Source organism: Bacillus sp. FSL W8-0223, from assembly GCF_038006805.1.
GTDB classification, from domain to species: domain Bacteria; phylum Bacillota; class Bacilli; order Bacillales; family DSM-4216; genus Bacillus_O; species Bacillus_O smithii.
On the sequence record NZ_JBBOVX010000001.1, the window covers coordinates 2,011,508 to 2,025,508 of the forward strand.

General features: G+C 40.7%; 13 protein-coding genes and 1 riboswitch. All 13 genes read right to left on the minus strand.

Annotated features, from left to right (window positions below):
* Nucleotides 1-110: 110 nt before the first annotated feature.
* Nucleotides 111-225, minus strand: a riboswitch (SAM riboswitch).
* A gap of 84 nt (nt 226-309) precedes the next feature.
* Nucleotides 310-1,545 (minus strand): competence/damage-inducible protein A, encoded by a 1,236-nt coding sequence (locus NST81_RS09850; protein ID WP_048623415.1) that lies wholly within the window; start codon nt 1,543-1,545, stop codon nt 310-312.
* Between the two features lie 128 nt (nt 1,546-1,673).
* Nucleotides 1,674-2,252 carry a CDP-diacylglycerol--glycerol-3-phosphate 3-phosphatidyltransferase gene (gene pgsA, locus NST81_RS09855; protein ID WP_003352414.1) on the minus strand — a complete coding sequence of 193 codons (579 nt, stop codon included), beginning with the start codon at nt 2,250-2,252 and terminating at the stop codon, nt 1,674-1,676.
* Nucleotides 2,253-2,307: 55 nt separating this feature from the next.
* Nucleotides 2,308-3,207, minus strand: a complete 900-nt coding sequence (locus NST81_RS09860) for a helix-turn-helix domain-containing protein (protein ID WP_340397358.1) — start codon at nt 3,205-3,207, stop codon at nt 2,308-2,310.
* Between the two features lie 18 nt (nt 3,208-3,225).
* Nucleotides 3,226-4,017, minus strand: a complete 792-nt coding sequence (locus NST81_RS09865) for a DUF3388 domain-containing protein (RefSeq protein ID WP_048623417.1) — start codon at nt 4,015-4,017, stop codon at nt 3,226-3,228.
* 102 nt (nt 4,018-4,119) lie between these two features.
* Nucleotides 4,120-4,377: a DUF3243 domain-containing protein gene (locus NST81_RS09870; protein ID WP_003352418.1), complete on the minus strand. Its 258-nt coding sequence runs from the start codon at nt 4,375-4,377 to the stop codon at nt 4,120-4,122.
* A gap of 113 nt (nt 4,378-4,490) precedes the next feature.
* Nucleotides 4,491-5,216: an elongation factor P 5-aminopentanone reductase gene (gene ymfI / locus NST81_RS09875; RefSeq protein ID WP_003352419.1), complete on the minus strand. Its 726-nt coding sequence runs from the start codon at nt 5,214-5,216 to the stop codon at nt 4,491-4,493.
* 251 nt (nt 5,217-5,467) lie between these two features.
* On the minus strand, nt 5,468-6,754 hold the full coding sequence (yfmH, locus tag NST81_RS09880) for an EF-P 5-aminopentanol modification-associated protein YfmH (protein WP_445662328.1): 1,287 nt from the start codon (nt 6,752-6,754) through the stop codon (nt 5,468-5,470).
* Nucleotides 6,754-8,034 carry an EF-P 5-aminopentanol modification-associated protein YfmF gene (gene yfmF / locus NST81_RS09885; protein ID WP_270583310.1) on the minus strand — a complete coding sequence of 427 codons (1,281 nt, stop codon included), beginning with the start codon at nt 8,032-8,034 and terminating at the stop codon, nt 6,754-6,756. The genes yfmH and yfmF overlap by 1 nt, the downstream gene beginning before the upstream one ends.
* 495 nt (nt 8,035-8,529) lie before the next feature.
* The gene (locus tag NST81_RS09890) at nt 8,530-10,839 is read right to left on the minus strand and encodes an FtsK/SpoIIIE family DNA translocase (RefSeq protein WP_341029656.1); all 2,310 of its coding nucleotides are present in this window, start codon (nt 10,837-10,839) and stop codon (nt 8,530-8,532) included.
* A 174-nt stretch (nt 10,840-11,013) separates the two neighbouring features.
* Nucleotides 11,014-11,235, minus strand: a complete 222-nt coding sequence (locus NST81_RS09895) for a YlzJ-like family protein (RefSeq protein WP_048623421.1) — start codon at nt 11,233-11,235, stop codon at nt 11,014-11,016.
* Nucleotides 11,232-11,981 (minus strand): ClpP family protease, encoded by a 750-nt coding sequence (locus tag NST81_RS09900; protein WP_341029660.1) that lies wholly within the window; start codon nt 11,979-11,981, stop codon nt 11,232-11,234. The genes NST81_RS09895 and NST81_RS09900 overlap by 4 nt, the downstream gene beginning before the upstream one ends.
* A gap of 100 nt (nt 11,982-12,081) precedes the next feature.
* Nucleotides 12,082-13,749 carry a ribonuclease J gene (locus NST81_RS09905; RefSeq protein WP_341029663.1) on the minus strand — a complete coding sequence of 556 codons (1,668 nt, stop codon included), beginning with the start codon at nt 13,747-13,749 and terminating at the stop codon, nt 12,082-12,084.
* Nucleotides 13,746-13,955: a hypothetical protein gene (locus NST81_RS09910; protein WP_048623422.1), complete on the minus strand. Its 210-nt coding sequence runs from the start codon at nt 13,953-13,955 to the stop codon at nt 13,746-13,748. Before NST81_RS09910 ends, NST81_RS09905 begins: the two co-directional genes overlap by 4 nt.
* Nucleotides 13,956-14,001: the final 46 nt, after the last annotated feature.

Genomic DNA, 14,001 nt, shown 5'->3' on the forward strand with positions numbered 1-14,001 from the left:
TCGAAGATTGAAATTTCAGCGACTTATCTGAGAATAGATCCCATCCTGATGGATGAGGAACGGCAAAAGCCCTCTTCCAATAAGAAGAGGGCTTGAGTTCATCATTTCCCTTCTTATCTTCCAGATCATTTCCTGATCTGTAGGAATTAGCACCTTTTCAAGCATTGATTCTTGAAGGTTGCCGGGCTTCTTCGGGCCTATTCCCTCCGCCGCTCTTGATAAGAGTCAATTCTTATACTATATGGAATTGTGTGGCTCTTGTTTAAAGAATAGCGCAATAAAAAAGAAAAGTCAATCATTTTCAGCAAATTACTGACAAGTTCGCAGCAAAAAATGACAACCGTATTTAGCTGTACGGTTACGAATTTGATTCCGATCCCCTGCAAGCTTCAGCAATACGGCCTTTGATTCTTTCCCTTTTTCAGAAATGCCGATCCAAACAGTTCCAGGAGGATTTTCTTCTAAAGAATCGGGTCCTGCTACTCCCGTAAAGCTGATTCCAATATCAGCGTTAAGCTTTTTCCGTACATTTTCAGCTAACTCTTTCGCACACTGCTCACTGACCGCTCCGAACGTATCAAGCGTCTTTTTTGAAACATCGACCAGATGCTCTTTCGCTTCGTTTGTATAACAAACAATCCCGCCTTTTAAAACGGCGCTTGCTCCCGCAACAGCGGTGATCATGCTTTGAAACAGTCCTCCGGTCAAACTTTCAGCGCAGGCAATCGTCTTATTTTGTTGTTTCAGCTTCTGTACTAATTCAGCTGCAATCGTAGTTTGTCCATAACCATAAAAGTATTCGCCAACACGGTTTAAAATCTCTTTTTCTACTTTGTCAATCATCTCATTAGCTGTCTCTTTTGAACGGTGCTTCGCCGTAAGTCGAATGGTCACTTCTCCGTCGCCGGCTAAAGGCGCAATGGTCGGGTTTGTTTGGTTCATAATCATATCTTCAATCTCTGTCTCCAACTGCGATTCTCCGATGCCAAAGAAACGCAATACGCGTGAAACAATGCTTTCTTGGCGATCCAAAACATTTAATATAGCCGGCCTTCCATATTTTTCGAACATCGGCTGCATTTCTTTTGGCGGCCCCGGCAAAAGCATATAAAATTTATTTTTTGATTTCACAAACATACCGGGAGCCATGCCGTTTTCATTCGGCAAAACAAGACAATCCTCTAGAACAAGAGCTTGTTTTTTGTTATTTTCCGTCATCTCACGGCCTATTTTAAGGAAATATTGACGAATTCCTTTAAACGCTTCGTCGTTCAAAACGAGTTTCTTGCCTAGATGCGCGGCAATGGTTTCTTTTGTTAAATCATCACGTGTCGGGCCAAGACCACCTGTAAAAATGATGAGATCTGCTCTTTCTTCTGCTTTTTGAATCGTTGAAAGAAGCCGATCGCTGTTATCCCCGACAACGGTTTGATAAAATACGTTGACGCCCATTTCAGCCAAATGACGAGAAAGAAATTGTGCATTCGTATTGACGATTTGGCCGAGTAGAAGTTCGGAACCAACCGAAATAATTTCAGCATTCATAAAATAGTCCTCCTCAATCATATAGAGATCCAAACAGAAAAAGGCCGCTCTTCAACAAGAACGAAAGTGCATAACCGTCTTTTTCGAGTTCTTGGATGAGCCAGCCTTTCTAGTTGTTTCATTTCATTTTACTTGGAGTTTTTAAATGCATGTGCATTTTTGGCGAAATAATCCCAGCCTGACCATAACGTGAAAAAGAGCGCTACCCAAAGGGCAAAATCCGCAAACGGAATCGAGAAATTTTCAAACAAAATATTATGAAGAAGCAACGCAGAAATCGCAATGATTTGGGTCCATGTTTTAATTTTTCCAAGCATATTGGCCGCAACTACTTCTCCTTCCCCAGCAAGTACAAGGCGAAGCCCTGTCACCGCAAACTCGCGGCTGATGATCAAAATGACGATCCAAGAAGGAGCATATCCCAATTCAACCAGTATAATAAACGCAGCCGAAACTAACAATTTGTCCGCAAGCGGATCAAGAAATTTTCCCAGGTTCGTGACCAAGTTGTACTTTCGTGCAAAATGTCCGTCAATCCAATCGGTGGTCGAGGCAAGGATAAATACAAGGGCCCCCACGAAGTGAGTCACAGGCATAGTTGTCCCTAGAATGGTGATGTTTCCCCAATTAAATGGAACAACAAGCAAAATAACGAAGATTGGAATTAAACATATACGTGATACAGTAATTTTGTTTGGTAAATTCACAAGAAGTACCCCCACTATTCCATCGAAAACAGTATCCTAAACAATTTTAATTAATTTATTGCGCCGATGTACGATTTTGAATGATGATGTCCTGGCGAACGACCTGATTTGCAGGGATTTTATATTGAACGGTTTGACCATTCACTTTAATCTCTGTCGCAGGTGCAAAACCGACCACAATTTTCGCTTGACTGTGGCCTTTCAAATCAAACGTTTGCGTTTGTCCTTTTCGAAGCAAATTAGAAAAATACGATTTTCCGCTTTCATCGGTCACTTGAATCCAGCTTTCACCCGTTGAAGCAATCGATATTTTGAAATCTTTCGCATTCGTCAATTGGTAAACCGTTTGTCGACCACTAGACTGAACAGCTTTCAACTCGGATTGATCCTTTTTGTTCGCTTCTTTTTTGTCCGTTTTAGACGTTTTTTCTTCTTTCTTCGCTTCTTTTTTCGTTTCTTTCTTCTTGCTGACGGAATTTTCCTTAACAGGCTCTACATTTTTGGATTGCTCCACTTTGACCGTATGATCATTTCCGCTTTTTTCATTTCCGCCGCCTTTTGGAATCAATGCCCATACAAGAAAAATCGCTCCGATAATAAACACAGCTACAATAATCTTCGGCAAATAATCGAAAAACTTTCCCGAAGCCCCGCCGGAAACAGTCCTTCGCGAAGACGGTTCTATCCGCGTCACTCGCTGAGGAATTTCATCTTCATGAGAGTCCGGAATTTCATTTTTATATTCATTGAAAATTTCTTCAGCATCAAGCCCTACAGCCTCCGCGTACTGCTTAATAAAGGCTCGAACATAAAATTTCCCCGGCATCAGATCATATTTTCCTTCTTCAATGCCGGCCAAATATCTTTTTTGAATCTTGGTCATTTCCTGAACGTCATCAAGGGTAAGCCCCTTCGCTTCCCTTGCTTCTTTCAAGCGGTTTCCTAGTTCTGTCACCGTAAACACCTTCCAATTTTAAAAGTCAAATCCTTCGAACTCAGAATTCTGAAAAAGTTGATTTTTATACATCAAGTCGTATGTAATTTCTTCATTTGGATTATTGCGCAATTCGATGATATAGTCAAAATCATCAATGGAATATTCGCTGTTTTGGACAAAAATATCAGGATGCTCAATTACTTTTACGGCCGGGATCCGCATAATTTCTCTAATGAGCTGCCAATGTTTTTCATTTGCTTTCCTTACCGAAACGGCTCCGTCAATAATAAAAATATTTTGGTCGCTGTATTCTTCCCGAAACAATTGACTGCGGACAGTCTGCTTAATCAGCGTTGAAGAAACAAAAAGCCATCTTTTATTGGCGCAGACGCTTGCCGCTACAATGGATTCTGTTTTGCCTACACGCGGCATCCCGCGAATTCCAACCAGTTTATGGCCTTCTTGTTTAAATAATTCCGCCATAAAATCAACCAGTATTCCTAATTCATCTCGCACAAATCGAAAAGTCTTTTTGTCATCAGCGTCATGGGTGATATATCTTCCATGACGAACAGCCAAACGATCTCTTACTTTAGGCTTTCGAAGTTTTACAATTTTAATCGTGTCCATTGTTCGCAAAATGGATTCAAGGCGGACAATTTGTTCTTCCGTTTTAGCCAATAGAAGCATGCCCCGTTTTCCTTGATCAACCCCGTTGATTGTCACAATATTAATTGAGAGCATGCCGAGCAATGAAGAAATATCGCCTAAGAGCCCAGGACGGTTCTTTTGTATTTCGTATTCTAAATACCACTCTTGTTTTTCCATAAAACCCTCCAAGTGACAATCCGGGTGGTAATAAACATCTAGCTATTATGATAAATGATTTTCGCCATTTTTTAAAGAAAAAAAAGAGAGGGATTTCCCTCTCTAATGAGTCCCGTTATTTTGCACAAGTTTTACCATGACATTAGCAATGGCATGTTGTTCTTCCGGGGAAGCGACAGACCAAAGATCGGCCAACACCCGTTGCTGCTCATTTTTCGGATCTACTTGGTTTGCAAGGTAGTTGCCGATTTGATAAGCAATATCACTGATTGCTTGTTGATTCATTCCTTGATCTTTCGCTTGATTCAAACGGTCTCCTAGAAAATCTTTCCATTGTTCCCAGCTATCAAGTACAGACATTCATTGAACCTCCCTTTAGTGAGATACAAGTATAGTTTGTAACGTCTGCACAAAAATATACATTCTTAAACCGGGTTTATTCATCTATGTTCGTAAAAGACATTCGTTTTGAATTATGTGTACCAGCCACCGTTCACCGCCAATATTTGACCGGTTATGTAAGAAGATTGATCAGATAACAAAAACGCGATGGCTTCAGCCACTTCCTCCGGGGCGGAAAGCCTCCTCATTGGGATTTCCTCTTTTAAAATCGACAATTCCTCTTCCGACAGCTGTTCGGTCACCATTTTAGTTGCGACTGCTCCTGGCGCCACTGCATTAACGCGGATTCCACTCGCAGCCACTTCTTTGCTTAGCGCCTTTACAAAAGCGATTTGTGCACCTTTTACAGCTGAGTAGGCGACTTCATATGCGGCCCCCGTCTGTCCCCAAATGGAACTGACAAGTACAATTTGGCCTTTCCGTTTCGCAGACATTTTGGGCAATATCGATCGAATGAGCAGCAACGGACTTCGTACATGCACAGCAAGAAGTTCATCCACTTCGACAGTCGACATGTCTTGAAGCAGCCCGTAATAGGAATTCCCGCTCGCATAAACGAGGGCATCAACGGAAAAAAGGCTTTCGACCAAAGTGGTGATTCCGTCATCCGTTCTTAAATCTGCTTGAATAGGAATGATTTCTAAACCATATGGTTTGAGATCATTCATCAAGTTTTGGATGGACTCACGGTTTTGATGATAATGAAGGTACAAATTCCATCCGTTTTGGGCCAATACTCGAGCAGCTGCTTGACCAATTCCCCCGCTCGCCCCGGTAATTAAAGCAAACTTTTTCATATTATAAACTTACTCCCTTATTTTTTAACTACAATTCCTTTATAAGTTTACATTTTCTATGTTTGCTGTTCAGCCAATTTGAAAAATTTCATCTCTTAGTAGTAAGACCAAAACACATGGACTCATGGATGAAAAACAAAATCAACTTTTCATCCGCAATAATTTTCCGTACGGATGAAAAGTTGTGATTCATTCAACACAAATTAGATACGTTAGGCGCTTTTTGTCTACTCCTGATATAAAATCGTACGTTATTTGGGTGTAACTTGAAAAGTGGTTAATCGATTAGGAGCAATCAATTCGGCTGCTACTTTTTTTATGTCATCAAATGTCAGTTGTTCAAGTGTTGGCACTACATCAAAAAGATTCATTTCATGAAAAGCGTACCGCGTAAACTGATTGGCAATAAATTCCGGAGAATTCAGCGATCTTAAAAACGCACCAATTTTTTTCTTTTTCGTTCTTTCAAGTGCATCTTCCGTTAAATAAGCGCCTGTTTTCGCGTCCAGTAAAACGGATTGGATGCGTTTAGCAAATTCATCCGGATTCATTGTATCACTGCCAATCATCGCAAAGCCAAATCCCTCTTCCTGCGTGAAATCGAAAAAGAATGAATCGTCAATCAAACCTTTTTCGTACAAGTCAAAATAATTTTGAGAGCTTTTTCCGAACAGCATCTCCAACAATACATTGATGGATAATTCATACCGCAGCATTTCAATTCCTTTAATATCGGTCTTTGCGCCTTTTATGCCCACATAGCACTTCGGCGTTTTTACATCCATAGGTAGAACCCTGAGCTTTTCTTTTACATCTTCCGGTTCTTTTTCAAAGTGACGCCTGATTTCCGACTGGTTTTGATAGTTCTTTTTCGATTGATTTTCCCTTACTTGATTCATGATTTCTTCCGGATTGACCGGCCCCACAACGAAGAGCAGCATGTTACTCGGATGATAAAAAGTGTAGTAGCATTCGTACAATAGATCTTTTGTGATTTTATCAATGGATTGAATCGTACCCGCAATATCGATGCGAACCGGGTGATGATGATACATATTTTCAATTAAGCCGAAATAAACACGCCAATCGGGGTTGTCCTCATACATGGTAATTTCTTGACCGATGATCCCTTTTTCTTTTTCTACCGTTTTTTCGGTAAAATAAGGATCTTGAACAAAATTAATCAACGTTTCCAAATTTTGCTGCACGTTGGAGGTGCTGGAAAAAAGATAAGTGGTTCTTGTGAAAGTGGTAAAAGCGTTGGCAGACGCTCCTTGTTTGCTAAACTGCTGAAAGACATCGCCATCTTCCTTTTCAAACAATTTATGTTCAAGAAAATGGGCGATTCCATCCGGAACATGGGTGAATTGATCCTTACCGAGCGGAACAAATTCATTATCCACAGAACCGTATTTCGTTGTAAAAGTCGCATAAGTTTTGTGAAATCCTTGTTTCGGGAGAACATAAACGTCAAGTCCATTGCTCATTTTTTCATAGTACAATTCTTCTTGGAGCTGATCAAATTGAATTTTTTCCATCAATTAAGCCCCTCCTGTCCAGATAAAAAGTAAATGGTATCCATTTCAATTTTTTCGGCCACTTTGACAATTTCTGAATCAGATGCTTCCACAATTCCTTGAAGCCAGTCTTCCACTGTGACATTTTTCTTCGCCAGCACATTATGGTAAAGCATTTCAATTAAACCTCGCTGAGTATCAATGGTCTCCAGCAATTGATTATGAATGACCGCTTTCGTTTGTTCGATTTCCTTTTCGGAAAAGTCTCCGTTTTTCATCGCTTCAAGCTGTTCGCGGATGATGGCCACCGCTTTTTCATAATTTTTACTTTCGATGCCGGACATAACCATCATTAGCCCTTTATGGCTTTCAAGACGACTGGAAGCATAATAAGCTAAGCTTTCTTTTTCCCGAACGTTCAAAAACAGTTTTGAATGAGAAAATCCCCCGAATATTCCATTAAATACTTGCAGCGCAAAATAATCGGGATCGCCGAATGACACATGAGTTCGGTATCCAATATTTAATTTTCCTTGCTTTACATATTGCTGCTCTTTCACTACTTTTACTTCCGAACGCGAAGGAATCGAGCGTTTTTTCACTAATTTTGGCTGCCGATCCGACAGTAAGAACAATTGGTCGCAAGCACCTTCCACTTCCTCGAAATCCACATCACCAACGACATATAAATCCAGTTCGTCCTCTCGGAGCGCTCTCTCATAATATTGATACAGACTTTCTGAAGAAATGGAATCGACATCGTCCAAGCGCCCATATGGATGCAACGCATATGGTTCATTTTCACACATTTCCTCTATGAGACGTTGGCTAGCATAACGCATTTTGTCGTCAAACAACGATTGCAATCGCTGTTTTAAAATCCGTTTTTCACTCGTCACGGATGATTCATGAAATCGGCCGTTTTCTGCATTGGGTGCAAATAAAATAGAAGCTAAAAAATCAAGTCCTGTACGTAATAATGGCGTCTTCTCTTTTAAAAATTTTTCATTGGCGAGTTCAATGGAAAAACTCATAATGTGGTATTCGCCTTTTTTGCCAACATCCACAAAAAAATTAGCCCCATACAGCTCTTCCAAATAAGATTGGAGGGATGTGGTTGTCGGATATTTCTTGGAGCTGTTTTGCAGCACGTTAGGGAGAAGGGCTCTTAAAGTAACCGTCTCATTTTCAAGAGGTGCTTTCATCTTCCACACAATTGTATTCGTTTTGTATTGATCGGTTTTGACAAAATGAAGGGTATAGCCCTTTTTCTTTTTGACTATTTCATCCACCACTGTCATCTCTATTTCCTCCTTTTTTATCTCCATCTTCATCAAAGGCATTTTGTTTTTCATCGTTCTAAAACATCATTCAGGATGGCAGCGACATTTGCCCTTAAAGATTGTCAGCCTTTTCTGCTAAACCCACCATGCGGTAAAAACCCATTCGTCTCGCTTTATTTTATGAAAAGCCAATTCAACTATACATGTTATTAACGGTGATTAGCAAGTTTTTCCTCTTATTTAGTTTACATAATATTTTTATGATAACTATTATGCCGTCCTTTTTCCAAAAGTCCCTTCATTTACATTTTCTTAGTTCAGAATGCAGCTTTGAGGTGTTTGGTGGAAAAATCGCATTTCAGTTGTAATGGTCAGGCTTTTTTAAATATGTGCTGAGCGCCATAAAACACAGGAGCAAAAGCGATCGAGCAGTCTAATTAATTTCATCAATGACTTCATTTGCCCAATACAAAAGTTCCTTAAAAATGAAAAAAGGCTGCGTTTGCAGCCTTTTTAAGAGGTTTGTTGTTCAGATGGTTTTGGTATCAGCACAGCCCGTGGCTTGCTGCCTTCATAAGGGCCGACAACTCCTCTTGCTTCCATTTCATCAATTAATCTTGCCGCCCTCGTATATCCAATTCGAAATCTCCGCTGCAGCATAGAAACGGAAGCAGTTTGCATTTCCGCAACTAATTGAACAGCTTCATCGTACAATTCATCCTCTACTTCTGACGATGTTTCCGGCAAATCATCTGGAATCATATCTTCTTGATACTGCGCTTTTTGTTGCGATATGACAAAATTCACCACTTCTTCGACTTCTTCATCTGAAAGAAAAGCTCCTTGAACCCGTATTGGCTTAGAAGCACCAACAGGAAGAAAAAGCATATCTCCTCGTCCAAGCAATTTTTCAGCGCCACCCATGTCCAAAATGGTTCGCGAATCCGTTTGAGAGGAAACAGCAAAAGCAATTCGTGAAGGAATATTAGCTTTAATCACCCCGGTAATGACATCTACAGATGGTCTTTGAGTAGCGATAATTAAGTGAATTCCAGCCGCGCGTGCCATTTGGGCAAGTCGGGTGATCGAGTCTTCCACATCGCTTGAAGCCACCATCATTAAATCTGCCAGCTCGTCTACAATCACTACAATATAAGGAAGAAGCGGTTGTTTATCCCCCGTTTCGCTATTATGCCGCCTTACGTGTTCATTGTAGCCTTCGATATTTCTCGTACCGCTGTGTGAAAACAGTTCATAGCGGCGTTCCATTTCACCCACCACTTTTTTTAGAGCTTGAGAAGCTTTTTTCGCGTTGGTCACCACAGGAGCCAACAAGTGAGGGATTCCATTATAAACATTTAACTCTACCATTTTCGGATCAATCATCATTAATTTGACTTCATGCGGCTTAGCACGCATGAGAATACTTGTAATAATCCCATTAATGCACACGCTTTTACCGCTTCCGGTTGCCCCCGCAACCAGCAGATGGGGCATTTTATTAAGTTCCGCAAGCACTGCTTCACCGGTAATATCGCGTCCAAGTCCGATTAATAATTTGGAATCGGGACGATCGTTATTTTTGCTTTCGAGCACTTCCCGCAAGCTAACCATCGCTACTTCTGAATTCGGGACTTCGATTCCGATCGCCGACTTTCCGGGGATTGGAGCTTCCATTCGAATGTCCTTCGCCGCCAATGCCAATGCAAGATCGTCGCTTAAGCTGACAATTTTGCTGACCTTGACTCCAATATCTGGATGAACTTCATATTTTGTCACAGCTGGTCCTAAGTGTACTTGAGTGACTTTTGCTTTGACGCCGAAACTTTGAAACGTCCTTTCTAATTTAGCCGCATTTTCGTGAATTAAACGATATTCGTTGCTTTGGTCGGTCTTTTTAGGTCTCTTTAACAGAGATATAGGAGGCAGCTGATAATCTTCGTTTTCTACTTCACTAAAGTTCATTGGAGGACCAGAATAAACATCCGATTCTCCTTCTGTTTCCGGTCCTCCGTTGACGATCGAATGAGTTGGATCATCGTTTTCTTCGTTCGCCACTTTATCCGAAAAATCCGTAATGACTGGATGAGTCGGTTCGTTTTGGTTATGGTCTAAAATCACGACGCTGCCGTCATTTTCATCTTCAGTAGGCTTCGCTTTTTTCCCTTGATTGGATTGGTTCCGTCTTTCTCTACGTCCCGACTGCCAGTCTCTTATGTCTTGCAAAAAGGCCTGCCATTGTTCTTTTAAAAATCTCAAAATAGAGAAAAGCAATTTTCCGCAAATGTCGCCAATCGAAATGTTGGTCAAAAGCATAAAACCGATGATAAGAAGAACCAATGACAAGATTTTCGTTCCTAACGCTTCGAATAAAAAATACGAAACAGCTAAAAGCACCGCTCCAATCATCCCGCTGCCAAGATCTGCTGGAAACTCTTGACCTTTTTCCTTCAAATAAATTTCCCAAGTATTAGAAATAATACTAGGATTGACAGATCCTCTGCTTTCAAAGGAAGCGATATGATCAAACAGCAGCAAGCTAGCTACGATAATATAAAATCCGAGGAGCCTCCGATTGAAATAAGTGGGTCTTGTCCGTTTGATCATTAAAAATCCAGCATACACAATGACCATGAGGAATCCTAGTTTATACCATCTCCCCAGCAAAAATTGAAAAACATACACAAAATAGTTTCCAACGCCCAATGGAATAAGTCCAATAATACTGAATGCAATCAGCAAAAGGCCCGCAATTTCATATTTCAATGTCTCTTGAACTTTTTGAGACGACTTTCGTCTTGCTCTTCTTTTCTTTTTTGGCATGATACCATCACCTAGATTAAACAGAGTATGTCATTTTCCGAAAAATCCCAATAAACCATTCTTTCGGATGATCGAGATCATTATGGATTATTTGTAAAAAACGAACAAAGAAAGCAGCCTTCAGTTCGGCTGCTAATTTTCACCTATCATTATAGCATATTTGTTCGCATTTACCTAATATTGTTTTGGTGGATATGGCAAATACTGCCCCGGTACAATTTGCTGATTTAAATAATCGTTTGGATTTGTGCTTAAAACACGAAGGATACGCATTTGTTGTTCTTCTTTCTGCACCATCAACGGAATTCCCTGCCACGTTACCGTTTCAACGGCTTGAAATTCTTCTTGTAAAGCTGGAAAAATGAGTTCTTTTGGAATCGGGGTATACAAAATCATTGGATCATCCCTTTGTCAGCCTTTTTCTTCGCTTCAATCAATTCATTCAGTTTTTTCATGGCGGATCCTAATCCGCCTACTTCATCGATTAACCCTGTTTCCACTGCATCGTGGCCAACAACATTCGTTCCAATATCACGAGTAAGATTTCCGGTGGCAAACATCAAATCCCGGAATGTTTTTTCTTGAATATGAGAGTGGCTTGTCACGAACTTGATGACTCGTTCTTGCATCTTATCCAAGTATTCAAACGTTTGCGGAACTCCGATAACAAGACCCGTTAAACGAATAGGATGTATCGTCATCGTGGCCGTCTCCGCGATAAAAGAATAATCGCAGCTTACCGCAATAGGCACCCCGATGGAATGCCCACCGCCCAGGACAACGGAAACCGTTGGCTTCGATAAAGACGCAAGCATTTCAGCAATGGCCAACCCAGCTTCCACGTCCCCGCCGACTGTATTCAATATGACGAGCAGCCCTTCGATTTTAGGGTTTTGCTCGATCGCAACAAGCTGCGGAATTAAATGTTCGTATTTGGTCGTCTTATTCTGAGGAGACAATTGGATATGTCCTTCGATCTGGCCGACGATTGTCAGGCAGTGAATATTCGAATCGTTGGAAAGCTCCGGGACATTCGTTTGTCCAAGTTGCTGAATTTTTTCCATTAAAGTGGAAGAGGTATTTTGCTCATTCTCCTCCTCTTGCTTGGACGGTTCTGGATTCGTTCCTTCAAGCTCTGCCATGGATTGCAACTCCTTTTAACGGTGATACTTTTATTATTCACGATCGTTTCGTTTTCATACTCATAAAAAAATCACCGAATTTCATCGGTGATTTTATCGATTATATTTCCATAATGATCGGCAATATCATCGGACGGCGTTTCGTTTTTTCAAATAAAAACGTATTTAATTGATCACGAATGGCTTGTTTAATATTCGACCATTCAATGACGTCGTTTTCCATATTCTTTTCAACGATTTGCGAAATTAACGATGTCGATTCTTCAATCAACTTTTCCGATTCCCTTACATACACAAAACCTCTGGAAATAATTTCTGGACCGGAGGCAATCTTTTTCCGTTTTTTATCCAACGTGACGACTACAATAAATATTCCATCTTGTGATAACAGTTTGCGGTCGCGCAATACAATATTGCCAACATCGCCAACCCCGATGCCATCGATTAAAACATTGCCTGCTTGCACTCGTCCGCCGACTTTGAAAGTTTTATTCTTGATTTCAATGACTTCCCCTTTTTCAGGAATATAAATTTGACGTTGCTTCAATCCAACATTTTCGGCCAATTTAGCATGGGCAATCAGCATCCGATATTCGCCTTGTATAGGGATAAATAATTGCGGTTTCATCAGATTCAGCATAAATTTCAAATCTTCTTGGCTGCCATGGCCAGAATCGTGAACTTCGCGGTGATTGGTTAAAACATTAGCTCCCGCTCGAAACAAGAGATCCACCGTTTTGGCCATTAACAATTCCAGCCCCGGCGTTGCATTAGCGGTAATAAACACCGTATCTCCTTCTTTTATATTGACCAATTTATGAGTGCCTTTCGCCATTTTTTGCAAGGCCTCAATCGGTTCTCCCTGAATGCCCGTCGTCAATATGACAAGTTCGTTATCAGGATGCTGATTGATTTCTGTAATATCGACCAGCATATTATCCTTCACATCTAAATAGCCGAGTTTCAAAGCAATTTCATAAACCCGTTGCAGGTTTTTTCCTGAAACCGCGACTTTCCGATGATTCTCATATGCTGCTTGGAATACTTGCTGAATCCTGATCAGATTGGATGCATAGGAAGCTACAATAATACGACCTTTGACAGAATGAAAGGCATCAGACAAGTGTCGAGCCATCACACCTTCCGATACTGTATGTCCCGGTCTTTCTGCTTCTGTGGAATCCGATAGAAGCAGCAATACTCCTTTTTCGCCAATTTCGGCCATCTTTCCAATATCCGGTTTATAAAAACCTTTTGCTTCTTGGTCAAACTTAAATTCGCCCGTATGAACAATAGCGCCTTCGGACGTATGGATGCAAATCCCGACAGAATCAGGGATGCTGTGCGTCGTTCGGAAAAAAGTCACGTCGACCGTATCGAACCGCAAACGGGAATCGGAATGGATCGTATAAAATTTAACCGATTCAATCCCTTTTTCTTGACGAAGCCGATCTTTGGCCAAAGCTAATGTTAACTTCGTTCCATAAACAGGTGCTTTGATTTTCCGAAGCACATAGCCTAGTGAACCAATAGCATCCTCATGACCGTGTGTAAGAAAGATGCCTTTCACTCTGTCTTTGTTTTCTTCCAAGTATGTAATATCTGGGATGACAACGTCGATTCCGAGCATTTCATTTTCAGGGAACATCAAGCCGGCATCGATGACAAAAATTTCATGATCCACTTCGATCACGATCATGTTTTTCCCGACTTCTCCTACTCCTCCCAATGGGATCACTTTAATACTCTCATTTTTTCTTTTACTCAATGTTTAAATCCTCCTATGTTGACTTCTCTAATCCGCCCGCTGCCATTAGTAATATTATATCGGATGCCATTTTTAAAATCCAACACTATTCTTTCTACTTTCATTCGACAAACTTTTTGAATGCTCCAAGCTTTAATTTTTAATGCAAAAAAATGAAAAGGTCCCACTTCCAACCCAAACGCTTTATGTGTTGAAGCAGAATTCATAAGAATTACCTTTATATGAGTTATTCTGTCTATTCGGATTAATCCG